This is a genomic window from Escherichia sp. 10290, from assembly GCF_030295155.1.
GTDB lineage: Bacteria > Pseudomonadota > Gammaproteobacteria > Enterobacterales > Enterobacteriaceae > Escherichia > Escherichia coli_F.
Genome location: NZ_AP025742.1, coordinates 68,152 through 92,255, shown reverse-complemented (window position 1 = coordinate 92,255; position 24,104 = coordinate 68,152). Strand labels below are relative to the sequence as shown.

The following is a 24,104-nucleotide window of genomic DNA, read 5'->3' as shown; positions in this document are numbered from 1 at the left end:
TGTCTTGCGCATATCCATTGTGGGATCGTTGTCGGGATATGTCAAAGGGATATACGTTTATGATGAGTATCGCGCAGGTCAGATCGGCCGGAAGTGCCGGTAACTATTATACCGACAAGGATAATTACTATGTGCTGGGCAGCATGGGGGAACGCTGGGCCGGCAGGGGGGCAGAGCAACTGGGGCTGCAGGGCAGTGTCGATAAGGATGTCTTTACCCGTCTTCTGGAGGGGAAACTGCCGGACGGAGCGGATTTAAGCCGCATGCAGGATGGCAGTAACAGGCATCGTCCCGGTTACGACCTGACGTTCTCCGCCCCCAAAAGTGTCTCCATGATGGCCATGCCAGGTGGCGATAAGCGCCTGATTGATGCACATAATCAGGCCGTGGATTTTGCTGTCCGTCAGGTGGAGGCGCTGGCCTCCACACGGGTGATGACGGACGGACAGTCAGAAACGGTACTGACCGGTAATCTGGTGATGGCACTGTTTAACCACGACACCAGTCGCGATCAGGAACCACAGTTACACACGCATGCGGTGGTGGCTAATGTCACGCAGCATAACGGCGAGTGGAAGACACTGAGCAGTGACAAAGTGGGGAAAACGGGGTTCATTGAGAATGTGTACGCTAATCAGATTGCCTTTGGCAGGCTCTACCGGGAAAAACTGAAAGAGCAGGTTGAGGCGTTGGGCTATGAAACTGAAGTGGTTGGTAAGCACGGTATGTGGGAAATGCCGGGCGTACCGGTGGAGGCCTTTTCCGGACGCTCGCAGGCTATCCGGGCGGCCGTCGGGGAAGACGCCTCGCTGAAATCCCGGGATGTGGCGGCACTGGATACGCGAAAATCCAAACAGCACGTCGATCCTGAAGTCAGAATGGCTGAATGGATGCAGACGCTGAAGGAAACCGGGTTCGACATCCGGGCATATCGTGACGCGGCGGATCAGCGTGCGGAGAGCCGCATGCAGACGCCCGGGCCAGCTTCACAGGACGGGCCGGATGTGCAGCAGGCGGTGACACAGGCCATTGCCGGATTAAGTGAACGAAAAGTGCAGTTTACGTACACGGACGTGCTGGCCAGAACGGTCGGTATATTGCCGCCGGAAAATGGTGTGATTGAGCGGGCCCGTGCCGGTATCGATGAGGCCATCAGCCGTGAGCAGCTGATTCCCCTCGACCGTGAGAAGGGGCTGTTCACGTCCGGGATTCATGTGCTCGATGAGCTGTCAGTCCGGGCACTCAGTCGTGACATCATGAAACAGAACCGGGTGACTGTACATCCGGAGAAAAGTGTCCCCCGGACGACCGGTTACAGCGATGCTGTCAGCGTTCTGGCACAGGACCGTCCGTCGCTGGCCATTGTGTCCGGGCAGGGCGGTGCAGCCGGGCAGCGTGAGCGGGTGGCCGAGCTGGCAATGATGGCCCGGGAGCAGGGGCGGGAAGTGCAGATTATCGCCGCTGACCGTCGCTCGCAGATGAACCTGAAGCAGGATGAGCGGCTGTCCGGTGAGCTGATAACCGGGCGGCGTCAGCTGCTGGAGGGCATGGCCTTCACACCGGGAAGTACTGTTATCGTTGACCAGGGCGAAAAACTCTCCCTGAAAGAGACGTTAACCCTGCTGGACGGTGCCGCACGTCATAACGTACAGGTCCTGATAAGCGACAGCGGACAGCGAACCGGTACAGGCAGTGCGCTGATGGCCATGAAAGATGCCGGGGTGAACACATATCGCTGGCAGGGGGGAGAGCAGCGACCGGCAACCATCATCAGTGAACCGGACCGGAATGTCCGCTATGCCCGGCTGGCCGGGGACTTTGCGGCCAGCGTGAAAGCCGGAGAAGAGAGCGTGGCACAGGTCAGCGGAGTACGGGAACAGGCCATACTGACACAGGCCATTCGCAGTGAGCTGAAAACACAGGGCGTGCTCGGACACCCGGAGGTGACCATGACTGCACTGTCACCGGTCTGGCTGGACAGCCGGAGCCGTTATCTGCGGGATATGTATCGCCCGGGGATGGTGATGGAGCAGTGGAACCCGGAGACACGCAGTCATGACCGTTATGTGATAGACCGGGTGACGGCGCAGAGTCACAGTCTGACCCTGCGGGATGCGCAGGGCGAAACGCAGGTGGTGCGTATTTCCTCCCTGGACAGCAGCTGGTCGCTGTTCCGGCCGGAAAAAATACCGGTGGCAGAGGGCGAGCGTCTGAGGGTGACGGGAAAAATCCCCGGACTCCGCATCTCCGGCGGTGACCGCCTGCAGGTGGCATCCGTCAGCGAGGACGCGATGACGGTTGTTGTGCCGGGGCGGGCTGAACCGGCCTCCCTGCCTGTTGGCTACTCACCGTTCACGGCACTGAAGCTGGAGAGCGGCTGGGTGGAAACGCCCGGGCATTCCGTCAGTGACAGTGCGACGGTGTTTGCCTCCGTCACACAGATGGCAATGGACAACGCCACCCTGAACGGTCTGGCCCGCAGCGGTCGTGATGTCCGGCTGTATTCCTCACTGGATGAAACCCGTACTGCGGAAAAACTTGCCCGCCATCCGTCCTTTACGGTGGTTTCTGAGCAGATAAAGGCGCGTGCCGGTGAGACATTGCTGGAAACCGCTATCAGTCTGCAGAAAGCCGGGCTTCACACGCCGGCACAGCAGGCCATTCATCTGGCCCTTCCGGTGGTGGAAAGTAAAAACCTGGCCTTCAGCCAGGTGGACCTGCTGACAGAGGCGAAGTCGTTTGCTGCAGAAGGAACCAGTTTTACTGACCTGGGACGGGAAATCAATGCGCAGATAAAACGCGGTGATTTACTGTATGTGGATGTGGCAAAAGGCTATGGCACAGGACTGCTGGTTTCCCGTGCGTCGTATGAGGCAGAAAAGAGCATTCTTCGCCATATTCTCGAAGGTAAGGAGGCGGTCACGCCGCTGATGGAGAGAGTACCTGGCGAACTCATGGAGAAACTGACATCAGGACAGCGCGCCGCCACCCGCATGATACTGGAAACCATCGACCGTTTCACGGTGGTGCAGGGCTATGCCGGTGTGGGTAAGACCACACAGTTCCGGGCGGTGATGTCAGCCGTGAACATGCTGCCGGAGAGTGAGCGTCCCCGTGTTGTGGGGCTGGGGCCCACTCACCGTGCGGTCGGGGAGATGCGCAGCGCCGGCGTGGATGCGCAGACACTGGCGTCCTTTCTGCATGACACGCAGCTGCAGCAGCGCAGCGGAGAAACGCCGGATTTCAGCAACACGCTGTTCCTGCTCGATGAGAGCTCTATGGTGGGCAATACCGACATGGCACGGGCATACGCCCTGATTGCGGCCGGTGGTGGTCGTGCTGTGGCCAGCGGTGACACGGACCAGCTGCAGGCCATCGCGCCCGGTCAGCCTTTCCGTCTCCAGCAGACGCGCAGTGCTGCCGATGTGGCCATCATGAAGGAGATTGTGCGTCAGACGCCGGAACTGCGGGAGGCGGTATACAGCCTGATTAACCGGGATGTGGAAAGAGCATTGTCCGGGCTTGAGAGTGTGAAACCGTCTCAGGTGCCACGTCAGGAGGGCGCCTGGGCACCGGAGCACTCCGTGACGGAGTTCAGTCACAGCCAGGAAGCGAAACTGGCAGAAGCGCAGCAGAAGGCGATGCTGAAAGGCGAGGCTTTTCCGGATGTCCCCATGACACTGTATGAAGCCATTGTCCGTGACTATACCGGCAGGACACCGGAAGCACGGGAGCAGACGCTGATTGTCACGCACCTGAATGAAGACCGGCGCGTGCTGAACAGCATGATTCATGATGCACGGGAAAAGGCCGGTGAGCTGGGAAAAGAGCAGGTCATGGTGCCTGTCCTGAATACAGCGAATATACGCGACGGGGAACTGCGTCGTCTCTCCACCTGGGAGAATAACCCGGATGCCATTGTCCTGGTGGATAATGTGTATCACCGGATTGCCGGTATCAGCAGGGATGACGGGCTGATAACCCTGCAGGATACGGACGGTAACTCACGGCTGATTTCGCCCCGGGAGGCGGTGGCTGAAGGTGTCACACTGTACACCCCGGACAAAATCCGGGTGGGGACCGGTGACCGGATGCGCTTCACGAAGAGTGACCGGGAGCGCGGTTATGTGGCCAACAGCGTCTGGACGGTGATGGCGGTTTCCGGTGACAGTGTCACGCTGTCGGACGGACAGCAGACGCGGGTGATTCGCCCCGGTCAGGAGCGGGCAGAGCAACATATTGACCTGGCCTATGCCATCACCGCCCACGGTGCGCAGGGGGCAAGTGAAACCTTTGCCATCGCGCTTGAAGGCACGGAAGGTAACCGGAAACTGATGGCAGGCTTTGAATCAGCCTACGTGGCCCTGTCGCGTATGAAGCAGCATGTACAGGTGTACACCGATAACCGTCAGGGCTGGACGGATGCCATTAACAATGCCGTACAGAAAGGAACAGCCCACGATGTGTTTGAACCGAAACCGGACCGGGAGGTCATGAATGCAGAGCGGCTGTTCAGTACGGCGCGGGAGCTGCGGGATGTGGCGGCAGGCCGTGCCGTTCTTCGTCAGGCGGGGCTGGCCGGGGGAGACAGTCCTGCACGGTTTATTGCACTGGGGCGCAAATATCCGCAGCCGTATGTGGCACTGCCGGCTTTTGACCGTAACGGCAGGTCAGCTGGTATCTGGCTGAACCCGCTGACCACGGATGACGGAAACGGGCTGCGGGGATTCAGTGGTGAAGGCCGGGTGAAGGGCAGTGAAGATGCACAGTTTGTGGCCCTGCAGGGCAGCCGTAACGGAGAGAGTCTGCTGGCTGATAATATGCAGGATGGTGTCCGGATTGCCCGTGATAATCCTGACAGCGGTGTGGTGGTGAGAATTGCCGGTGAAGGTCGCCCGTGGAATCCGGGTGCCATCACCGGTGGCCGCGTGTGGGGGGATATCCCGGACAACAGCGTCCAGCCGGGAGCCGGAAATGGCGAACCGGTCACGGCAGAGGTACTGGCACAGCGGCAGGCTGAAGAGGCTATCCGCCGTGAAACGGAACGTCGCGCAGATGAAATTGTCCGTAAAATGGCAGAGGAAAAACCTGACCAGCCGGATGACAAAACAGAGCAGGCTGTCAGGGATATTGCCGGGCAGGAGCGTGACCGGGCTGTCACTTCTGAACGGGAAGCCGTACTGCCGGAGAGTGTGCTGCGTGAGCCTCAACGGGTGCAGGACGCTGTCCGGGAGGTTGCCCGGGAAAATCTGTTGCAGGAGCGACTGCAGCAGATGGAGCGGGATATGGTCCGTGACCTGCAGAAAGAGAAAACCCTGGGCGGAGACTGATACTGTCGGCCCGGGCGTTTGTGTTAACCCCCTGAGGAGATTGCTGATATGGAAACCTTCCCTGACCCTGATGACATCCGGGGAAAAACAGCAGACATACTGAGCGCGTTATCCGTGGACAATATTCCTGAGCGTTATGGCTTTACGGCAGAGCTGGCATCGCTGAAAAACTGCATAAGCGAGGATGAATATTGCAACATGGAGTTTTACAAGACGGGGTGCGCCTTCCTGAAAGCTTTACTGAGAACCCGGCTGAGACTTAAAAAAACCGACCCCGCGCATCCGTTGCTGCCCGTGATATCTTCGTCGGTGGAAGAGCTCAGAACACAGCTTAAGGAAAATGAAGCTTACGTCCGCCTTTTAATCGGGATGGATGCGGTTTCCCGACGGGTTGGTGTGATGAATGTGTCTCTTCTCGGCCTTACCGCAGTGATGATACTGATTATCGGGGGAACTGTGCTGGCACATGTATGGTTTTAAAGCTTCGTAAGGCGTGATGATATGGAGAATATGAATAACACGGTCGGTGTTGTGACCATGAAACCCCGGGAGTGGCTGGAGCGCCTTCTTGTCTGGTCCCCCGGACAGCGGGATATCATCAAAACGGTGGCACTGGTGCTGATGGTACTGGACCATGCAAACCGCATTCTGCATCTGGACCAGACGTGGATGTTTCTGGCCGGGCGTGGAGCCTTTCCGCTGTTTGCCCTGGTATGGGGGCTGAATCTGTCCCGTCATGCGCATATCCGGCAGTCGGCCATTAACCGGCTGTGGGGATGGGCTGTGATTGCCCAGTTCGCGTATTACGTTGCCGGCTTTCCCTGGTATGAAGGGAATATCCTGTTTGCCTTTGCGGTTGCGGCACAGATGCTGACGTGGTGTGAAACGCGCAGTTGGTGGCGTTTGGTGGGGGTCATATTGCTGCTGGCAGCGTGGCTGCCTTTGTCCGGCACCAGTTACGGCATTGCCGGGCTACTAATGCTGGCGGTCAGCCACAGGCTGTACAGGGAGAAAGACAGAACGGAACGTCTGGCGCTGGTTGCCTGCCTGCTGACCGTGATTCCTGCGCTTAACCTCGCCACCAGTGATGTGGCGGCTGTAGCTGGCCTTGTGATGACGGTGCTGACCGTTGGTCTGGTGTCGTGTGCAGGGAAATCACTACCCCGTTTCTGGCCCGGGGATTTTTTCCCGATTTTCTATGCCTGTCATCTGGCTGTGCTGGGCGTTCTGGCACTGTGACGGGTGTGGTATCTTTGACTGTAACAGGATGATTCGTCAGAGGCAGAACACAGCATGACAGAGCAGAAGCGACCGGTACTGACACTGAAGCGGAAAACGGAAGGAGAGACGCCTGTCCGCAGCCGGAAAACCATCATCAATGTCACCACGCCACCAAAATGGAAGGTGAAAAAGCAGAAGCTGGCCGAGAAAGCGGCCCGGGAAGCAGAGCAGGCGGCAAAAAAAGCGCAGGCCAGACAGGCGCTGTCCATTTATCTGAACCTGCCCACACTGGATGAGGCCGTGAACACCCTGAAGCCCTGGTGGCCGGGATTATTTGACGGTGACACCCCCCGGCTTCTGGCCTGCGGTATCCGTGACGTGTTACTGGAAGACGTGGTGCAGCGGAATATCCCGCTCTCGCATAAAAAACTGCGCAGGGCGCTGAAGGCCATTACCCGTTCAGAAAGCTATCTGTGTGCCATGAAAGCCGGTGCCTGCCGGTATGACACGGAAGGGTATGTGACGGAGCATATTTCTCAGGAGGAGGAAGCGTATGCGGCAGCGCGTCTGGATAAAATCCGCCGCCAGAACCGGATAAAGGCAGAACTTCAGGCCGTGCTTGATGAGAAATAAAAAAAAGCCTCCATCAGAGAGAGGAAGCAGGGAAATAAGGCTTAAAAGGAAATAACTTCCGTACCCGAAAGGAACCCAGTCCACTGAATTATTTACCACAATAATACTGACGACTGAAAGGGAGGGACAGAAAAATGAATGGATTCAGAAACAGTTCACGGAACGCTCAGGTCTGGCGCTGGCAGCGTGCCGGAGGCCGGGCTGTTATTCTGGAAGTCAGGGGGCTCTGGATGGAAGCCGCTGAAGCATGGCGACGGGCTGCCGGTGTTGCGCCCCGGACAGACTGGCAGCAGTTTGCCCGGAAAAGGGCTGAACACTGCCACCGGCGCTGCCGGGGAAGGGTGTAACGAAAAAAGCAGCCTTCATTACTCCAGGAGTCAGAAGGCTGAATAATGCATGAGATTTACTTTTTTAATCTCCGGTCGGGTAGTATGACCGGACAATTCTGAGTAGCACAGAGTTTTTTCCGTATTAAGTCGTGAGTTTATATTTTGTGATTTATTTCACAAAATAAGGCGTTATTCAATGTGTGCTGCAATATTCAGGATGTCTGAAATAAAGGAGCCATTTATTTGATATGGAAAAATGCTGATCCGGTTCCACCCTGGATATGGAGACACCGTAAATAAAGCGATGGAAATCTTATCATTCATCTGTTCTCAGCGGGAATCAAAATGGCGAAAACAAAACAGGAATGGCTGTATCAGTTACGGCGATGTTCATCAGTCAATACGCTGGAAAAAATTATTCATAAAAACAGAGACAGCTTATCGGGCAGTGAACGTGAATCATTTAATTCAGCAGCAGACCACCGGTTAGCGGAATTAATCACCGGAAAGTTATATGACGGGATACCAAAAGAGATATGGAAATATGTAAGGTAATAATTCAGCATAGTTAATCACCAGGAGCAGATAAACAATGAAACTGATTATTTTTATTCTCATTGTTCTGATTATTGCAGCGTTACTTATCCGGATTATCCTCAAAAGTGTAAATCAGCATTCTCCTTTGCTGATGGAATTGCATGCGGCAGGTATACGGACCGGTGATGCAGAGCGAATACTGGCCAGCGGTGAATACTGGCAACGTCAGAAGACGTTGCTGACAGAAAGGGAAGTCAGTTTTATGAAAGGACTGTTCAGAATTGTGGATATGAAGCGGTGGTATCTGTGTCCGCAGGTACGGGTCGCGGATATCGTCCAGCTGAACAGGAATATCCGGCCACAATCACGCCAGTGGTGGCAGTTATTCAGGATGGTGTCTCAGTGGTATGTTGATGTGGTTATCGTTGAACGGCGTTCGTTCAGTATTGTTGCAGCAGTAGAGCTGGATGATGCCAGCCATTTACGACCGGAACGCAGACACCGGGATATTCTTCTGGAAGAGGTTCTGAGGCAGGCTGGTATTCCGTTGCTCAGAAGCCACGATACCAGAAAACTGCTGCAGATGACCGTAGAATGGCTGAATACAACAGGGGCTGAGCAGCAGTCACAGGAATATCGTAGCTGACGCCTTCGCGTTGCTCAGTTGTCCAACCCCGGAAACGGGAAAAAGCAAGTTTTCCCCGCTCCCGGCGTTTCTGTAATAAAAAACGGGAAATGGTGGCCACAGAGTAAATTCCGGAACCACCTGTACCTAAACTTTATATAATAATGGTGAATATATGGAATATGATGATGTATCAGAATTAATGATTAAGTGTGAACACAATATTCTTATTGTGGGGAATTCTGCCTCTCACATTGATAAGTTTTTTAAGGGGGATTCTATACCTGGTTCTAAATATTATGATTTCACCCAGATTAACAGTGATTCAGATGTAGAGAAAAATGAGAATGTTGTCTCCTTTATCAGGGATGCAATGAATAGTGATGAGCTCACAATCATTTTTAATTGTGTTGGATGGCCTGATTTAGGTGGTGGATCAGCAGTATCACAGTTTGCAATGATGGCCAGAAAATTTGGTAAACAACTTATTGTCGCTGTAAGTGAAAAGGATGCCATCAACTTAAAAGACAACTTTGATATTATTGGGATGTTGTCATATGGTAAAGAAAATTTTATTGCCATGAGTCATACGAAAAGCGAGTTAATTGGAGGGAAACGTCGGTACCGGATTAAAAATTGATGTAAATAAAAAGCATACTTATTGGCTGGAGTGACGCCTTCGTGCTTCTGTAGTAAAAAGCGGGAAATGCAGGTAATAGTCAGCAACGGGGAATGTGGTATTATCGCGGCGGGTGTCTGAGCCTTTCTGGTTCAGGCAAGACGCAGGTACCAGAGATGCGAAGACCCCACTCGTTAATCCATTAACTCGTGAGGTCTGCATGAAGTACGTAGCACTACTGATTGTAGCCTCTTCTTTGCAGAGAGGTCAAAGTTTATGACGAAATATGCCCTTATCGGGTTGCTCGCTGTGTGCGCTACGGTGTTGTGTTTTTCACTGATATTCAGGGAACGGTTATGTGAACTGAATATTCACAGAGGAAATACAGTGGTGCAGGTAACTTTGGCCTACGAAGCACGGAAGTAAGCTGCCGGGCGGGGACGGAAGTCCCCGCTTTCCGGAAGTGTGAGGTACTTCAGGGGCAGACACCCGACATGCCAGAAACAGCCGGTCCCGCCCGGGGCCGGCATCCAGGTTAAGGCATTTCCAGCTTTTCAGTCATTTCATTATCAAAATCACATTAAACGGTCGTAATCAGACATGATTTGTGCGCCAACACAGATCATCGTCACAACTTTCAAGTCGCTGATTTCAAAAAACTGTAGTATCCTCTACGAAACGATCCCTGTTTGAGAATTGAGGAGGCGAGATGTCGCAGACAGAAAATGCAGTGACCTCCTCATCAGGTACAAAGCGAGCATACCGAAAAGGTAATCCTCTGACGCTTGCAGAACGTCAGCAGGCATCTCTGGCAAGAAAACGTGCCACACATAAAGAACTCAGAGTGTTCATTCCTGCTGCGTTAAAAGCGCAATTACAGGAGATGTGTGAAGCTGAAGGTGTTACTCAGGCTGAGATGATTGCTGAACTGATAAAGCAGAAGAGTGCTTTCAGCTAACTAAAATGTAGCGACATCACATTCTTGCCTGTTTCTGGTGTGCGTGATAGATTGCTGATCGTTTAAGGAATTTTGTGGCTGGCCACGCCATAAGGTGGCAGGGAACTGGTTCTGATGTGGATGTACAGGAGCCAGAAAAGTGAAAACCCCGATAATCTCCTTCAAGTTTGGCGACATGAAAGATTACCGGGGCCCCATAAAACCGCATAGCCAACAATCAAGCTATGTGGGGAGTATAGTTATATGCCCGGAAAAATTCAAGACCTCTTTCTGTGCTCACTCCTTCTGCGCATTGTAAGTGCTGGATGGTGTGGCTGAGCTTCAACAAACGTATTACCGCCAGGTAAAGAACCCGAATCCGGTGTTCACACCCCGTGAAGGAGCAGGAACGCTGCCGTTCTGCGAAAAACTGATGGAAAAGGCGGTGGGCTTCACCTCCCGTTTTGATTTCGCCATTCATGTGGCACATGCCCGCTCCCGGGGCCTGCGTCGACGCATGCCACCGGTACTGCGTCGCCGGGCTATTGATGCGTTGCTGCAGGGGCTGTGTTTCCACTATGACCCGCTGGCCAACCGCGTCCAGTGCTCCATCACCACGCTGGCCATTGAGTGCGGACTGGCGACGGAGTCTGCTGCCGGAAAACTCTCCATCACCCGGGCCACACGGGCCCTGACGTTCCTTGCAGAGCTGGGACTGATTACCTACCAGACGGAATATGATCCGCTTATCGGGTGCTACATTCCGACCGATATCACGTTCACACCGGCGCTGTTTGCTGCCCTCGATGTATCAGAGGAGGCAGTGGCTTCTGCACGCCGCAGCCGCGTGGAATGGGAAAACAGACAGCGCAAAAAGCAGGGGCTGGATACCCTGGCTATGGATGAGCTGATAGCGAAAGCCTGGCGTTTTGTCCGTGAGCGTTTCCGCAGTTACCAGACAGAGCTTAAGTCCCGTGGAATAAAGCGTGCCCGTGCGCGTCGCGATGCGGACAGGCAGCGTCAGGATATCGTCACCCTGGTGAAACGGCAGCTGACGCGTGAAATCGCGGAAGGACGTTTCACTGGCAATCATGAGGCGGTAAAACGTGAAGTGGAGCGTCGTGTGAAAGAGCGCATGATTCTGTCACGTAACCGTAATTACAGCCGGCTGGCCACCGCTTCCCCCTGAAAGTAACCTGCACTGAATAATCCGGGCCCGCGCCGGAGGCATCTGCACGCCTGAAGCCTGTCCGCGAACAAAAAAGCAGCGCCATATACAAAAAACAACCTCATCATCCACCTTCTGGTGCATCCGTTTTCCCCTGTTTTTGATACAAAACACGCCTCACAGACGGGGAATTTTGCTTATCCACATTAAACTGCAAGGGGCTTCCCCATAAAGTTACAACCGTTCATGTCATAAAGCGCCAGCCGCCAGCGTTACAGGGTGCAATATATCTTTTAAACAACTGCTTATATCTCTTTTAAACCACTTAATTACATTCATTTAAAAAGAAAACCTATTCACTGCCTGTCCTTTGGACAGACATATATGCACCTCCCACCGCAAGCGGCGGGCCCCAACCAGAGCCACTTTAGTTACAACACTCAAATACAACCACCGGAAAAAACCCGATCCTACGCAGAACTGAAACCACAAAGCCCCTCCCTCATAACTGAAAAGCGGCCCCGCCCCGGCCCTTCGGGCCGGAACAGAGTCGCTTTTAATTATGAATGTTGTAACTAAAGTTTTCATCGCTGTCAGTCTTCTCGCTGGAGGTATTGAGTACACGCTCGTAAGCGGCCCTAACGGCCCGCTAACGCGGAGATACGCCCCGACTTCGGGTAAACCCTCGTCGGGACCACTCCGACCGCGCACAAAAACTCTGTCATAGCTGAAAGCGGGTATGGCTTAGCAGGGCTGGGGATAGGTAAGGTGAAATCTATCAATCAGTACCGGCTTACGCCGGGCTTCGGCGGTTTTACTCCAGTATCATATGAAAACAACAGAGTGCCGCCTTACATGCCGCTGGCGCGGCATCAAAACCCCTTTCTTCCCCAGTGATCTCTGTACTTAATGTGTATTTTCATTTATTGGTGAAATTTGATATTTGCGCAATTTTCCCGTTCTGGTGTATTTTATTCTTTCGGAGGCTATAATATGTTTAATGTGATTACTCACCCGACCGCACTGGATGAGCTGCTGGAATTTTGCCTTTCGAGATCCTCAATGCGTCGGTCTTTTGACAGCTCCAATGCTGATGCCGCTTTTTCTGGATCAACTGATATTGCAATGTTTCTTTTGGTGCCAATCTTGAGCGCGCGTAAATCAGCTTCTCCGCGCTCTTCATAAACCTTCAGCCACCTGGCTACAGAACCACTACCAGCAAGCATAAAGTGAGCAGCAGGCTGATTAAGGGACATGTGCTGCTCGATCACAGCTTTCACGACCTTAATACGCAACTCTGGATCAGCACTAACACCTTTAGGTTTGGGAATTAAACCTTTTTCTCCATGTTTTTCATAGAGGGGTCAGTTTGGATATCGAAAATTATTGTACGTTAAGGCTGTTTTTTAACCATGCCGAGATGATTGAACTAAATAGCCGCGTCTAATATGACAAGCCTGATGTAACGCCACATGGCTGCGGAAATGCCCTGGCGATCTTGCCTCACAAGGTCTGTCCAAAATTCGCGCAGCTATTTAGTGAATCAGTAGTCTTTTCAACCAAAAAGATGCTCACACCCAAAAGCAATTCCTTATTGGTCTTTATTTACAATTACTCAAATAACAGAATCACCAAACGGCAATTCATTATAGTTCAGACATTCAAATCGTTTAAGACTGGCAGTTCTTTTCCATTTTCTCTATCATATAAACGGTACATTCGCAATAAAATTGAATCCACTAGTTTTACTGGGGTTGGTAAATAAACATCCGCCACCCAATTGACTAGCGCACCACCACAATTAGGGTCAAAAACAAACACCCCCATTACCTTCAAATACAGCTAACCCCATATGATTTTGAGCATAATCCCAATTACTGGTGTTGAAGGCAGTCCCGGCATTTTTTCGGTTCTCGACAGATCCAACTGAAAGTTTTAAAAGCACCGCGCCGCGAATATATTTATCATTAATTTTATTGAAATTTTTAGTCTCATTACTCAGTTGCAAATTGATTATTCTTTGCCTGAATGCAGTAAAGCCAAGAAGAGTATGATTCATAAGAATATTCCTGGATGCTTTTATCATTTCAGAATATTCCTTTGCGCGATAAAATGATCTAGTTGCAGATAATATAAGATTTTGCTCATGATGCATCTCGGCAAGATCAGTAAGTAAATTCCTGTCTGCTGCTTCCCTCAACGGCCAGCTCATCCGGTATCAACAGTTCCGGATATTTCCGTGACAGTAACCGTGTTATCCGGTAACGCCACATGCTCATCACCTTACGGGCGTAAAAATGAAGGTTTTTCCAGGTGTGACCCGGCGTCACTCCTCCGACTGTGGTCGACAGGTGAATGTGCGGATGCCACTGCTGGTCACGCCCCCATGTGTGGATTACCGTGAATATCCCCGGCTCCACATCTGCCTGACGGCAGATTTCCTGTATCACATCCGCTGCAATGCGCAGTAACCATCGGTTGTGGAACACCAGGGACCAGTTCTGGCAGGGAAGTGTGAACACTATATGCTGCCACGGGCAGTCGGGGACCAGACTCAGCAGATACTGTATCCTCTGTGCGCCAGCCTTCACTCCGCAGTGCTGTCAGCGCCAGTGATATAAGACGGTAATTCACCATTTGGATTGTCCGCTCCACCCAACATGTTGTTTCCTTAAGGTTCTCACACCAGAAAGGACATCAACATGCTGAGCAGAGAGGACTTTTACATGATAAAGCAAATGCGCCAGCAGGGCGCGTACATTGTCGATATTGCGACTCAGATTGGTTGCTCTGAACGGACGGTCAGACGCTACCTCAAATACCCTGAACCGCCAGCCAGAAAGACCCGCCACAAAATGGTTAAGCTGAAACCGTTTATGGATTACATCGACATGCGCCTGGCAGAGAATGTCTGGAATAGCGAGGTTATCTTCGCGGAGATTAAGGCAATGGCCTATACGGGCGGACGTTCCATGCTGCGTTACTACATCCAGCCCAAACGTAAAATGCGTCCGTCAAAAAGAACAGTTCGCTTCGAAACTCAGCCTGGATACCAGCTCCAGCAAGACTGGGGCGACGTTGAGGTGGAGGTTGCCGGGCAACGGTGCAAAATTAACTTTGCGGTTAATATGCCGGGATTCTCCCGCCGCTTCCATGCCTTTGCCGCACTAAAACAGGATGCTGAGCATACCTACGAATCACTGGTTCGCGCCTTCCGCTACTTCGGTGGTTGTGTGAAAACGGTGCTGGTTGATAGCCAGAAGGCTGCGGTGCTGAAGAATAACAACGGGAAAGTCGTGTTCAACTCCGGATTCCTGTTGCTGGCCGACCACTATAACTTCCTGCCACGGGCATGCCGTCCATGCAGGGCCAGAACAAAAGGTAAGGTTGAGCGGATGGTGAAATACCTCAAGGAGAACTTCTTCATCCGGTACCGCAGGTTCGACAGCTTCACTCATGTTAATCAACAACTGGAGCAATGGATAGCCGATGTGGCTGACAAACGGGAACTTCGCCAGTTCAAAGAAACGCCGGAACAGCGCTTCGCGCTGGAGCAGGAACATCTGCAGCCGTTACCGGATACGGACTTCGATACCAGTTACTTCGATATCCGCCATGTGTCCTGGGACAGCTATATCGAGGTTGGTGGTAATCGTTACAGCGTTCCCGAAGCGCTGTGTGGTCAGCCGGTATCGATACGAATATCGCTGGATGACGAGTTACGGATCTACAGTAATGAGAAACTGGTGGCCTCACATCGCCTCTGTTCGGCATCGTCTGGCTGGCAGACAGTGCCGGAGCATCACTCCCCGCTCTGGCAGCAGGTCAGTCAGGTGGAACATCGACCACTGAGTGCCTGTGAGGAGCTGTTGTGATGCATGAACTGGAAGTCCTGCTGAGTCGCCTGAAAATGGAGCATCTGAGTTATCACGTTGAAAGCCTGCTGGAACAGGCAGCTAAAAAAGAGCTGAACTACCGGGAGTTCCTGTGCATGGCGCTACAGCAGGAATGGAACGGCAGGCATCAGCGCGGTATGGAGTCCAGGCTGAAGCAGGCTCGTCTGCCGTGGGTCAAAACGCTGGAGCAGTTCGACTTTACCTTCCAGCCGGGCATCGACCGTAAGGTTGTCCGGGAACTGGCTGGTCTGGCGTTCGTGGAGCGCAGCGAAAACGTGATCCTGCTGGGACCTCCTGGTGCCGGAAAAACGCATCTGGCCATAGCGCTTGGTGTGAAAGCGGTGGATGCGGGACATCGGGTACTGTTTATGCCACTGGACAGACTGATCGCGACACTGATGAAAGCGAAACAGGAAAACCGGCTGGAGCGTCAGCTACAGCAACTGAGTTATGCCCGGGTGTTGATCCTGGATGAAATAGGCTATCTGCCGATGAACAGGGAGGAAGCCAGCCTGTTCTTCCGGCTACTGAACCGTCGATATGAAAAAGCGAGCATCATACTGACGTCAAACAAAGGGGTTGCCGTTGAACATTATCTTAACCACGGCTGCTGCCTGGCGTTTACCAGCAGAACTCTGGGTTATCCCTGCACCGATGTGCTCGCTCGCTGGGTTAATGAACGTTACCCCGACAGACGACGTATATTTACCAGTAAGACCAATCCGGTTGCCCCCTTTGAACCAGAAGTCAAACGTCAGGCTGTCATGGCACTCTGTACACGACAAGGATCAGCCAGTGAAATCGCCAGGCGTATTGGTGTCAGTCGTGCGGTATTGTATAAATGGAAAGATGAAATTATCGGCAACAGTGCTTACCAGACTATGCGTAAACATAACGCCCCTTCCCTGGAGGCAGAACGCGATGCGTTGCGGGAGGAAGTCGCCCGACTGAATCAGGAAATACGCCGCCGGCAGATGGAGCTGGATATTCTGAAAAAAGCGGAGGAAATCATAAAAAAAGACCCGGGCATCAGTATCAGTCACCTGAACAACAGAGAAAAAACAAAGATTATTGATGCCCTGAGACAAACATATCCCCTGACAGAATTACTGCGTGTTCTGGGTCTTGCCCGTAGCAGTTATTTTTGTCACCGATTCAATGACTACCGGACGCACTGAACCTTCCGGCTGCTTCTCCAGCCAGTTAAGCCAGCGGTTTCCCTGCTGAAAAATATCCGCAAAACGGGGAAGCATCAGAAGGGCGGGTTTACACTATCCGGCCAGTGAACGGTGCCACATTCCGGGCAGAACATGCCGCCGGCGCTGATACCGGCAAGAATGGTCGCAAACTCCCGCTCCGTGCAACGGGCGATTTCCGGATACCCTTCGTCATCAACACGTACAAACCAGAAGACCAGCTTTTTGTTTCCCACATCCACAAAGAACGAAATATTCAGGTCTGCGCAGCACTTAACGGCATTGTCAAAATTATCAAAGTGCAGAACCTCAGCTTCTTCTTCATCAAAAAAGTTATCGTCGTGAAGCCTCACGACATAGCGGGGAAGTTTGCTTATTTGAGGTGCAGGTTTTCGTTTACGGGGTTTAGCTGAACGGGCCATGACAAGCTGCAGCCGTCAGGCTGCCTGCTCGACTTCAGTAACATCTGATTCAAATGAACAGCAACGAAATTATTTGCTTTTACTGTCTGTTCTTTTAATTAAAATACCATTTTTATAGGTGACAGAACAAAAATCCTTATCAAATTTATCCAGCGGTGGAGGACCATCAGGAAACAGTCTCTGTAGTAGTACAGTTGTCTGAACAGGCCCAAATTCGCCCAGACAATATCCTATTGCCTGAGGAGACATTTCGCTGAACACTTCATTAACATAACCTTTGATATACACCTCAGGAAGCAGTCGGGATAAACGGCAAACAAAGCTGCTGCCTCCACCATAAGCGGAAAAACATGAAACAAGTCTTATGCAATGTATTGTCTGTAAATCCACGACCGTCTTAAGCCAGTCATGCAGCATTCCGGGGCTATAAATAGCATCACCAACGTAAAGCCCACCCTGACCACTTTTATAGGGACTACCATGAACATCAATATTTAATCTGACATTACCTTTATGCATCTGCTTATATATTGTCAGAGGTGATTTTGTGTGAAAAATGAACTTTATATCAGACATTGGTTTTTTCATGACATTAATATCTCTTTATTTATAAAATATTTTAAACATTAATGGTCGTACAGCTTTGCAATATATCATAATCAACCATTACTGTAGTGCAAATTCACTCCGCCCACTGTTTCAGCTGGTATGCGAACGCTTTCGCTGTATCCGGAGTTCGCCCGGAAAATGAAATCTGTGGTTTCGTACAGATTTTGATGATAAGCCTGTAACCAGCATGCCCCTGACGTTGGGGGCTGACCGTCTTTATCCTTGTTCCACTGAATGAAGAAACGTTTTTCCGTTGGATATAATACAGTATCCTTGTGTTATTTTTGCTCAGGTTTATATTAATTTTATTACTGTATATTATTAATATCGGAAATGAATGGATTAGTATGAATGCAGATATTAGCAATAGTAAATAATGTAGCAGGAAACGATGCAAAAATTATATCCCCATGGCATTATGGGCATCATGGTGAAAATGCTATGTTTTATAAAACACTCTTTTTTGGGTACAGAGAGAGTATCTCCGGTGGATGGTGTTTTTTGCGTCAGACATATGATATCCGCAACATGGAAAACTCATGGTTCCGGTAATTATGTGGATGGCAGATGCTCTGTGAATGTTTTGAGAAGCGAAGAGTGCTCCTGAATGGATGAGATATTATATCTGAATGGAAAAAGGGTCAGGTTAAGAACATGTAACCATGTTTTTTCTGAACGTCTTGCTGTTATCAGTCATGGCCGATACACTCCACTTTTGCCCCATGTATCTGCATCTGTCAACCGGATGGACATATCCGTTCACTGGTATGTAAGGCATGGAGAGACGATTTCTAATCATAATGTCATAAAGATTTTTGAGCTTCTTCATCAGGGAAGACATCCCGAGTCTCAGAAAGATTACTCCGGGAGAATAATGGTGAAAAACTACTCATCACGTCCTGAGCCAGCTCTTGAACGATGCTGTACTCCACGCGCCGGAGGTAAATGTGATGTACTTAACCCTGTGGACCCTGTTACGACGCAGGATATCATTGAGGGTATAAATAATAATGTATTAAAATATAAAGAAGTTCATTTCCTTTCGTGCAGGGCGCTCCGCTTAACTCAGGGGGACATCATATAGCATTATTAATAAGAAAACATTTATTATCTGTGCAAAAAAAACATGGTAACATCCGTGGGCGGATGTTGTTCTGAATCATTCTCTGGTAGTTTGATATGAAACGTTTCTTCTTAAAAAACAAATATAAAGAAATTGATGATGAGTTTTCTGATGGAGAACTCATTTTTGGTATTGCCATTATAATAAAAGAAATACAGCTCCATCTGATTAAGGACAGAAACTGTCAGTATATTATTCAGGCAGATTTAACAAATGATGTGTGGAGTTACGCTGATACCCGATTTGCCGTAAAAAATACAAATGACAGGTCCGTGGGTTTTTAAATCACATATCAATGCACGACAGATATAATGTCTCTGCATTGTTTATTTCAAACACATTTAAAAACAGAGTTAATGTATTTAAAAAGACAAGCAAGTACGGGCTTGAATATCAGTTACTTATTTTGAAAAACAGAGTGCATTTTTTTTATTGATGGTCTTGATTTATCCTCTGTTGCCAGTAAAACCGATGGGCACGGAAGGAGTGTTACAGCAAGTGAGTTGCGATGGCTGTACAGACACCGTCACATGCCAGATGTACGAAAGAATCTTGTCTTCTGGAAGAACTACAAAAAACTATCTCAGGAGGATGTCTTTTCGTTGCCCCTGTGGCAGGCATATCGCTCGAAAAAAATTTATCAGTAGGGGTATCGACAGGGGGGAGAATAAACGGAAACCCGGAAAAGAAAATCATGAACGGCTCCTCAGTCGATGACGTTCAGTAGTGGTGAGTATCAAAAGAGAACGGGATAAAAACAATTCTGACATGGTTTACCAGATTTCATCTTTACCACGACAGATACAGGTTGTCAGCTTATCTTCAAAACCGGTGTTACTAAAACGGGAGTGACCATAGATTACGTGTTCCGGGTAAACTCCGGTTACCGTCCTGAATCACCAGCACTGACAATAGTGTGAGAACGAGTGTTTGTCACTATTATTTATGAGTCAGTAAGTCAGAAAAAAACATTGGTAGTGGCGACGTTAAGAAGAAATAACTTCGCAGATGCTTGTGTAACGTGAAAAATACTGCACGCAACGTATTAATCAGCCGTACTTCGCCTCAATGTTCAGGGTAAGATTTATGTTCTGTGCGACAGATATACAAATGAACTCAGCTTTAAGGTTTCAGCTCACAAATTTTAGGATTTAATATTGTATCTTGTTGAATAATGTTGTATTGAATGTATATAAATACTAAGGACTCATTATTCTGACTGAATCATTCCTTACCCCCTCTGTATGCTCTCAGAGGGCTTTTTTTATTTCCTGAATGAATATTACGGTACCACCATTTACATCATTACCCTGACATACAGTACCGGAATCGTATTAATATCATGTTACATGTTTGTTTTTTCATGTCCAGAATAATGGGGGGAAGCTTCTGTTGCGAAATAATATGCAAATCATGTCTTCTGGTGTTTGTTTTTTAACTTATTGTCTTACTGGTGCTTTGCTTATAGTGCCTGATAACTCTTCGGTTTGTTATAAGTATAAAAAAACCCTGGTAACACAGGGGTAAGAGAACAAATGAATGCTCAGTTTATGTTGCACTTTAAACTAATGGAACTATAGAGGAGGTTGTTACATTTCCACTTATAAATCACCCACTCCTTTTTTGCAATAGATTAATATTAAATGTAGAATTTTTGTGATATTGTTCGGGGTATTTTTAGTTATTTATTGACCATGGACTCTGCCATAGTTTCTGCGTATCAACTGATAAGAGATAAGCTTTTGTTTTGAGTTTTTATTAAAAATGCGATTTATTTCACAAAAAATAATCATATAAACATGAAGGAGTTAATGGATAAAAGCATATATCTTTAAAGTATTGTGCAGATGGTTATTCTTGTTTTTGTTTACTCGAATGGTTGTTTTGTCTGATGTGAGTTTGTTGATGCGTATTAATTATACGCCAGAAGCTTAAGTTAAGTATTGAAATCAGTGGGCTGTACGGTTAAATTTTTGTTTCAGCGTAGCTGATTTATCGTTATTCGAATATGACCAACGCACCTGTAATTGTTGTTTCTCTTGGAGCCCCCACTTTTTTGTGGGGATTTTTTTATTCCGTGTGTCGTTAAAGGGATACGCCCGGAATACGTAATTGTTCCACATAACCTGCCAGACCAGGATTAGAGAGGTAGTTGTTGTTGCCGCTGTGTCAACGCCACTGTCTTTGATAGTTGCCATTTTTATGCCCGCTAATGTCTGTCATACACGCTCGTAAGCGGCCCTGACGGCCCGCTTACGCGGAGATACGCTCCGACTGTGGGTAAACCCTTGTCGGGACCACTCCGACCGCGCACATAGGCTCTGTCATGGCTGAAAGTGGATATAGCTTTGCAGGATGGAGATGGGTAAGGTGAAATCTGTCAATCAGTACCGGCTTACGCCGGGCTTCGGTGGTTTTGTTTCTGTGCCACATGTAACCATAGTTGCCGCCTTCCATGCCGCTGACGCGGCATATGTTGGTGGCTGTGTCTGAAAGGTTATATACTCTGCATAAAACCTGACAACACGCAGATTACCAGGCGAATGGGCATTATTCCTCCTCTTATCGCCTGCCTGTGAAACAATATCACCGGGGCCAATATCGATACTCTGACTCGTTATACCTATGCGTGCGGCATCAAAAGAACTGCAATTGCCCTTTATTGAATGAAGGGAGGAGTCAACTGTGAATAGCACCACACATTACGAAAACGCCAATTTCCTGCGCGAGCTGGCCGAAAACCTGACTCGTATTTTGCCAGAAGGCAGCACAGACAAGTTTGCACTATTGCAACGCCTCGCTAATGAAGAACTGGCACGGGCGGAATACGACGAACAGGTACGAGCGAAAGTTGCCGCTGCTCGCGCCGATAAGCGGCCGGGAATGAGTTATGCGCAACTGCGCCAGCGACTACAGGGACGTTATCAGGAACTGCACAATGAGTTATGAAGTAGAATAGCGACCAGGTGCGATTGAGGATATAACGGTGTTGTTTGAATATCTGGTCGAGAATGCATCTCTTTGGGATGCAAGGAACGTGACTGAGAGTCTGATCACTGCAACCGAGCGCCTGGCCGATTACCCTCGCCTGTATGAAACTGATGAACGCTATGGCGAAGGGGGGCGTCGCATTAGCTTACTTGGGCAGCATGTACTTTATGAAGTGAATGATAAAGCCAGTCGTGTCAATATCCTGGCGGTTGTAGGCCAGCGTCAGAATCCCCGATTCATTCTTTGAGTGCTCGAGTAGGGAGCTGGTTACTGGGAATTATAAATGATGAAAAAATACAATTCTGAAAACACCGTAGAGCGCGGAAGTACACCCTATCGCGACAGGTAAGTACACTTCTTCGCAGATGTGATGCACTGGTGTGCCAACAGTGCCTGAGAAATGGTGGCAGGTCTCTCCATAACGAGGAAAAATATATGTAAAAGAAAATTTTTGAATTGCTTATCAACAGCATGGAAGAAATGGTAGCCAGTGAGAATGGTCAAATCCAGCCAGCTGCAAAAAATATTCACCGTCATACACTGCCGGATGTGAAGGCTATTAGTAAACATGTCGGAATGAAACAGGCTGAATTTGCAGAAGTGGTGGGAGTCAGCGTTGACCTGATCCGCAGCCGGGAACAGAAACGGAGTATCCCGTCGAGTATTGCGTTGAAAATGCTCTCCTATTTGGTTGCTTACTAATCGCTCTGAGAATTAACTATTTTAACTATGGTAGTGTTTAGACTAATAGAAAAGTAAATATCCAAAAACACATCAAAGAATAAAAAATATAGAAGTGTATCAATTATTATAAACGACATGCTAAAACAAACGCTCAGTTTTATGCTATTGATGTGTATTAGCTCAGACCTGATCTGACAGTTACCGGTTATTTATACAGGTATCTGTCAGATTACATCTGGCTTAAATTTTTCCCGGCCCAGATGCGCTTTCCATCAAGTAACGTTTCCATTGGCGTCCGCCCATTGCACATTTTTCCCTGATGGGTTCGCTCATTATTATAGTGAGCCAGCCATTCATCAAGATCCGACAGTAATGTATCAAGATCGCCGTACAGTTTTTTACGGAACGTTACCTGATAAAATTCGTTCAGGATTGTTTTATGGAACCGCTCGCAGATGCCGTTGGTCTGCGGGGACATCGCCTTCGTTTTCGTGTGTTCTATGTCGTTTATTGCCAGATAAAGCTGATAATCATGCTGCTCTACTTTGCCACAGTACTCCGTGCCTCTGTCGGTCAGTATTCTCAGCATCGGCAGGCCCTGAGACGCATAAAACGGCAGTACACGATCATTCAGTAAGTCAGCCGCGGTAATCGGTGTTTTGGTGACGTAAAGTTTACAGTGAGCCACTTTCGAGTACGTATCAACGAACGTCTGCTGATTAATACGCCCGACACCTTTCAGGTTGCCTACATAGAACGTGTCCTGCGAACCCAGATATCCCGGATGAGCAGTTTCGATTTCGCCACAGGCCTCGTCATCACTGGCTTTACGCTCCAGTGCTGCGATCTGGCTGTCAGTTAGCTCAATACCATCACGGGCTACTTTTTCTTCCAGCGCTTTCAGACGTTTTGTAAGCGTAAACCGACCGCCGTATGTAGCCATTAGACAAGAATTGGTAACTTAGACGCCCATCTGACACAGACGGACATCTAAGTATGGAATTACAGGACTGGCGAAAAGAACCTCGTAAAAAGTATTCGAATGAATTCAAACTTCGTATGGTTGAACTGGCATCACAACCCGGTGCTTGTGTGGCTCAGATTGCACGAGAAAATGGCGTCAATGATAATGTTATTTTCAAATGGCTCAGACTCTGGCAAAACGAAGGGCGTATATCACGGCGTCTTCCGGTGACAACCACTTCTGATGCAGGCCTTGAATTATTACCTGTAGAGATAACCTCTGATGAGCCGAAAGAACCGATGGCTGCTCTTACTCCGCCCTTATCCACTCAGACTACTGTCAGTGCCAGCTCCTGCAAGGTGGAGTTCCGTCACGGTAACATGACGCTGGAAAATCCTTCACCAGAGCTGCTCACTGTATTGATTCGTGAACTGACCGGGAGGGGAAGATGATCTCACTCCCATCCGGTACCCGTATCTGGCTCGTTGCCGGGATAACCGATATGCGTAAGTCTTTCAACGGGCTGGGTGAACAGGTACAGCATGTGTTAAATGTTAATCCCTTCTCCGGTCACCTGTTTATCTTCCGTGGCCGACGGGGTGACACCGTTAAAATTCTTTGGGCTGATGCTGATGGTCTGTGCCTGTTCACCAAACGCCTGGAGGAAGGCCAGTTTATCTGGCCTGCGGTGCGTGACGGTAAGGTATCCATTACCCGCTCGCAACTGGCAATGCTCCTCGATAAGCTGGACTGGCGTCAGCCAAAAACATCCCGCCTTAACGCCCTGACAATGTTGTAAAAAACGCCTGGCCGCATTATA

The 24,104-nt window shown here is 49.6% G+C and carries 24 protein-coding genes and 11 pseudogenes; 28 read left to right on the top strand and 7 right to left on the bottom strand.

Features of this window, described 5'->3' with window-relative positions; all coding sequences use genetic code 11:
* Window positions 1–59: 59 nt before the first annotated feature.
* The 14 genes and pseudogenes from traI (at window position 60) to QUE74_RS27785 (ending at window position 12,309) form a co-directional block, all read left to right on the top strand.
* On the top strand, window positions 60–5,330 hold the full coding sequence (gene traI / locus QUE74_RS27845; protein WP_000986971.1) for a conjugative transfer relaxase/helicase TraI: 5,271 nt from the start codon (window positions 60–62) through the stop codon (window positions 5,328–5,330).
* Between the two features lie 48 nt (window positions 5,331–5,378).
* Window positions 5,379–5,810 (top strand): hypothetical protein, encoded by a 432-nt coding sequence (locus tag QUE74_RS27840; RefSeq protein WP_000447372.1) that lies wholly within the window; start codon window positions 5,379–5,381, stop codon window positions 5,808–5,810.
* A 21-nt stretch (window positions 5,811–5,831) separates the two neighbouring features.
* Window positions 5,832–6,569 carry a conjugal transfer pilus acetylase TraX gene (traX, locus tag QUE74_RS27835; protein WP_000429592.1) on the top strand — a complete coding sequence of 246 codons (738 nt, stop codon included), beginning with the start codon at window positions 5,832–5,834 and terminating at the stop codon, window positions 6,567–6,569.
* Between the two features lie 54 nt (window positions 6,570–6,623).
* Window positions 6,624–7,184, top strand: coding sequence for a fertility inhibition protein FinO (locus QUE74_RS27830; RefSeq protein ID WP_000139355.1), 561 nt, complete (start codon window positions 6,624–6,626; stop codon window positions 7,182–7,184).
* Between the two features lie 134 nt (window positions 7,185–7,318).
* Window positions 7,319–7,531: a hypothetical protein gene (locus QUE74_RS27825; protein ID WP_001364091.1), complete on the top strand. Its 213-nt coding sequence runs from the start codon at window positions 7,319–7,321 to the stop codon at window positions 7,529–7,531.
* Window positions 7,532–7,858: 327 nt separating this feature from the next.
* Window positions 7,859–8,068 carry a hemolysin expression modulator Hha gene (gene hha / locus QUE74_RS27820; protein WP_001355319.1) on the top strand — a complete coding sequence of 70 codons (210 nt, stop codon included), beginning with the start codon at window positions 7,859–7,861 and terminating at the stop codon, window positions 8,066–8,068.
* A gap of 37 nt (window positions 8,069–8,105) precedes the next feature.
* Complete coding sequence (locus QUE74_RS27815) at window positions 8,106–8,696, top strand: DUF2726 domain-containing protein (protein WP_000766788.1); 591 nt, start codon at window positions 8,106–8,108, stop codon at window positions 8,694–8,696.
* Window positions 8,697–8,850: 154 nt separating this feature from the next.
* Window positions 8,851–9,315 (top strand): hypothetical protein, encoded by a 465-nt coding sequence (locus QUE74_RS27810; RefSeq protein ID WP_000455478.1) that lies wholly within the window; start codon window positions 8,851–8,853, stop codon window positions 9,313–9,315.
* Between the two features lie 255 nt (window positions 9,316–9,570).
* Window positions 9,571–9,720, top strand: coding sequence for a Hok/Gef family protein (locus tag QUE74_RS27805; RefSeq protein ID WP_001312851.1), 150 nt, complete (start codon window positions 9,571–9,573; stop codon window positions 9,718–9,720).
* Window positions 9,721–10,003: 283 nt separating this feature from the next.
* Window positions 10,004–10,252, top strand: coding sequence for a replication regulatory protein RepA (locus tag QUE74_RS27800; RefSeq protein ID WP_000083838.1), 249 nt, complete (start codon window positions 10,004–10,006; stop codon window positions 10,250–10,252).
* 243 nt (window positions 10,253–10,495) lie between these two features.
* Window positions 10,496–10,570, top strand: coding sequence for a RepA leader peptide Tap (gene tap / locus QUE74_RS27795; protein WP_001364037.1), 75 nt, complete (start codon window positions 10,496–10,498; stop codon window positions 10,568–10,570).
* Complete coding sequence (gene repA, locus QUE74_RS27790) at window positions 10,563–11,420, top strand: incFII family plasmid replication initiator RepA (RefSeq protein ID WP_000829162.1); 858 nt, start codon at window positions 10,563–10,565, stop codon at window positions 11,418–11,420. Before tap ends, repA begins: the two co-directional genes overlap by 8 nt.
* Before the next feature lie 363 nt (window positions 11,421–11,783).
* Window positions 11,784–12,126 (top strand): annotated as a pseudogene (locus tag QUE74_RS29710) (replication-associated protein RepA4).
* Window positions 12,123–12,309 (top strand): annotated as a pseudogene (locus QUE74_RS27785) (hypothetical protein). Before QUE74_RS29710 ends, QUE74_RS27785 begins: the two co-directional pseudogenes overlap by 4 nt.
* A gap of 133 nt (window positions 12,310–12,442) precedes the next feature.
* Here the strand turns inward: QUE74_RS27785 and QUE74_RS27780 are convergent.
* From QUE74_RS27780 to QUE74_RS27770, 3 genes and pseudogenes are all read right to left on the bottom strand, one after another.
* Window positions 12,443–12,760, bottom strand: a pseudogene (locus QUE74_RS27780) (helix-turn-helix domain-containing protein); the annotation flags it as partial.
* Between the two features lie 446 nt (window positions 12,761–13,206).
* On the bottom strand, window positions 13,207–13,458 hold the full coding sequence (locus tag QUE74_RS27775) for a hypothetical protein (RefSeq protein WP_135276003.1): 252 nt from the start codon (window positions 13,456–13,458) through the stop codon (window positions 13,207–13,209).
* Between the two features lie 115 nt (window positions 13,459–13,573).
* Window positions 13,574–13,999: pseudogene (locus tag QUE74_RS27770) on the bottom strand (transposase); the annotation flags it as partial.
* Window positions 14,000–14,101: 102 nt separating this feature from the next.
* On the opposite strand from QUE74_RS27770, the gene istA reads away from it, so the two are divergent.
* From istA to QUE74_RS27755, 3 genes and pseudogenes are all read left to right on the top strand, one after another.
* A complete protein-coding gene (gene istA / locus QUE74_RS27765; RefSeq protein WP_000952361.1) occupies window positions 14,102–15,274 on the top strand; it encodes an IS21 family transposase in 1,173 nt (390 codons plus the stop codon).
* Window positions 15,274–15,879, top strand: a pseudogene (gene istB, locus QUE74_RS27760) (IS21-like element IS21 family helper ATPase IstB); the annotation flags it as partial. The gene istA and the pseudogene istB, both read left to right, overlap by 1 nt.
* Window positions 15,868–16,449, top strand: a pseudogene (locus QUE74_RS27755) (transposase); the annotation flags it as partial. The pseudogenes istB and QUE74_RS27755, both read left to right, overlap by 12 nt.
* On the opposite strand, the pseudogene QUE74_RS27750 reads toward QUE74_RS27755, so the two are convergent.
* From QUE74_RS27750 to QUE74_RS27740, 3 genes and pseudogenes are all read right to left on the bottom strand, one after another.
* A pseudogene (locus tag QUE74_RS27750) lies at window positions 16,417–16,548 on the bottom strand (IS91 family transposase); the annotation flags it as partial. The pseudogenes QUE74_RS27755 and QUE74_RS27750 overlap by 33 nt on opposite strands.
* Window positions 16,548–16,913, bottom strand: coding sequence for a hypothetical protein (locus QUE74_RS27745; protein ID WP_000124080.1), 366 nt, complete (start codon window positions 16,911–16,913; stop codon window positions 16,548–16,550). The pseudogene QUE74_RS27750 and the gene QUE74_RS27745, both read right to left, overlap by 1 nt.
* A gap of 69 nt (window positions 16,914–16,982) precedes the next feature.
* Window positions 16,983–17,501 carry a hypothetical protein gene (locus tag QUE74_RS27740; RefSeq protein ID WP_024262281.1) on the bottom strand — a complete coding sequence of 173 codons (519 nt, stop codon included), beginning with the start codon at window positions 17,499–17,501 and terminating at the stop codon, window positions 16,983–16,985.
* Between the two features lie 387 nt (window positions 17,502–17,888).
* On the opposite strand from QUE74_RS27740, the pseudogene QUE74_RS29705 reads away from it, so the two are divergent.
* The 9 genes and pseudogenes from QUE74_RS29705 to QUE74_RS27710 form a co-directional block, all read left to right on the top strand.
* A pseudogene (locus QUE74_RS29705) lies at window positions 17,889–18,074 on the top strand (hypothetical protein); the annotation flags it as partial.
* A 55-nt stretch (window positions 18,075–18,129) separates the two neighbouring features.
* A complete protein-coding gene (locus QUE74_RS29500; RefSeq protein WP_349815476.1) occupies window positions 18,130–18,606 on the top strand; it encodes a putative adhesin in 477 nt (158 codons plus the stop codon).
* 95 nt (window positions 18,607–18,701) lie between these two features.
* Complete coding sequence (locus tag QUE74_RS27735) at window positions 18,702–18,929, top strand: hypothetical protein (protein WP_000819260.1); 228 nt, start codon at window positions 18,702–18,704, stop codon at window positions 18,927–18,929.
* Between the two features lie 1,938 nt (window positions 18,930–20,867).
* A pseudogene (locus QUE74_RS29700) lies at window positions 20,868–20,963 on the top strand (replication-associated protein RepA4); the annotation flags it as partial.
* 43 nt (window positions 20,964–21,006) lie between these two features.
* Window positions 21,007–21,138, top strand: a complete 132-nt coding sequence (locus tag QUE74_RS27730; RefSeq protein WP_263811068.1) for a hypothetical protein — start codon at window positions 21,007–21,009, stop codon at window positions 21,136–21,138.
* Window positions 21,139–21,173: 35 nt separating this feature from the next.
* Window positions 21,174–21,311: pseudogene (locus QUE74_RS27725) on the top strand (helix-turn-helix domain-containing protein); the annotation flags it as partial.
* Window positions 21,312–21,330: 19 nt separating this feature from the next.
* Window positions 21,331–21,594 (top strand): hypothetical protein, encoded by a 264-nt coding sequence (locus QUE74_RS27720; protein ID WP_001089472.1) that lies wholly within the window; start codon window positions 21,331–21,333, stop codon window positions 21,592–21,594.
* A gap of 22 nt (window positions 21,595–21,616) precedes the next feature.
* A complete protein-coding gene (locus QUE74_RS27715) occupies window positions 21,617–21,883 on the top strand; it encodes a type II toxin-antitoxin system RelE/ParE family toxin (RefSeq protein ID WP_071986334.1) in 267 nt (88 codons plus the stop codon).
* Between the two features lie 209 nt (window positions 21,884–22,092).
* The gene (locus QUE74_RS27710) at window positions 22,093–22,338 is read left to right on the top strand and encodes a helix-turn-helix domain-containing protein (RefSeq protein ID WP_307722354.1); all 246 of its coding nucleotides are present in this window, start codon (window positions 22,093–22,095) and stop codon (window positions 22,336–22,338) included.
* 211 nt (window positions 22,339–22,549) lie between these two features.
* On the opposite strand, the pseudogene QUE74_RS27705 reads toward QUE74_RS27710, so the two are convergent.
* Window positions 22,550–23,230: pseudogene (locus QUE74_RS27705) on the bottom strand (integrase core domain-containing protein); the annotation flags it as partial.
* Between the two features lie 86 nt (window positions 23,231–23,316).
* Between QUE74_RS27705 and tnpA the strand changes: the two are divergent.
* Window positions 23,317–23,736 carry an IS66-like element accessory protein TnpA gene (gene tnpA / locus QUE74_RS27700; RefSeq protein WP_000422696.1) on the top strand — a complete coding sequence of 140 codons (420 nt, stop codon included), beginning with the start codon at window positions 23,317–23,319 and terminating at the stop codon, window positions 23,734–23,736.
* Entirely contained in the window at window positions 23,733–24,083 is a 351-nt protein-coding gene (tnpB, locus tag QUE74_RS27695) for an IS66 family insertion sequence element accessory protein TnpB (RefSeq protein WP_000624677.1), read from the top strand. The genes tnpA and tnpB overlap by 4 nt, the downstream gene beginning before the upstream one ends.
* Window positions 24,084–24,104 lie beyond the last annotated feature (21 nt).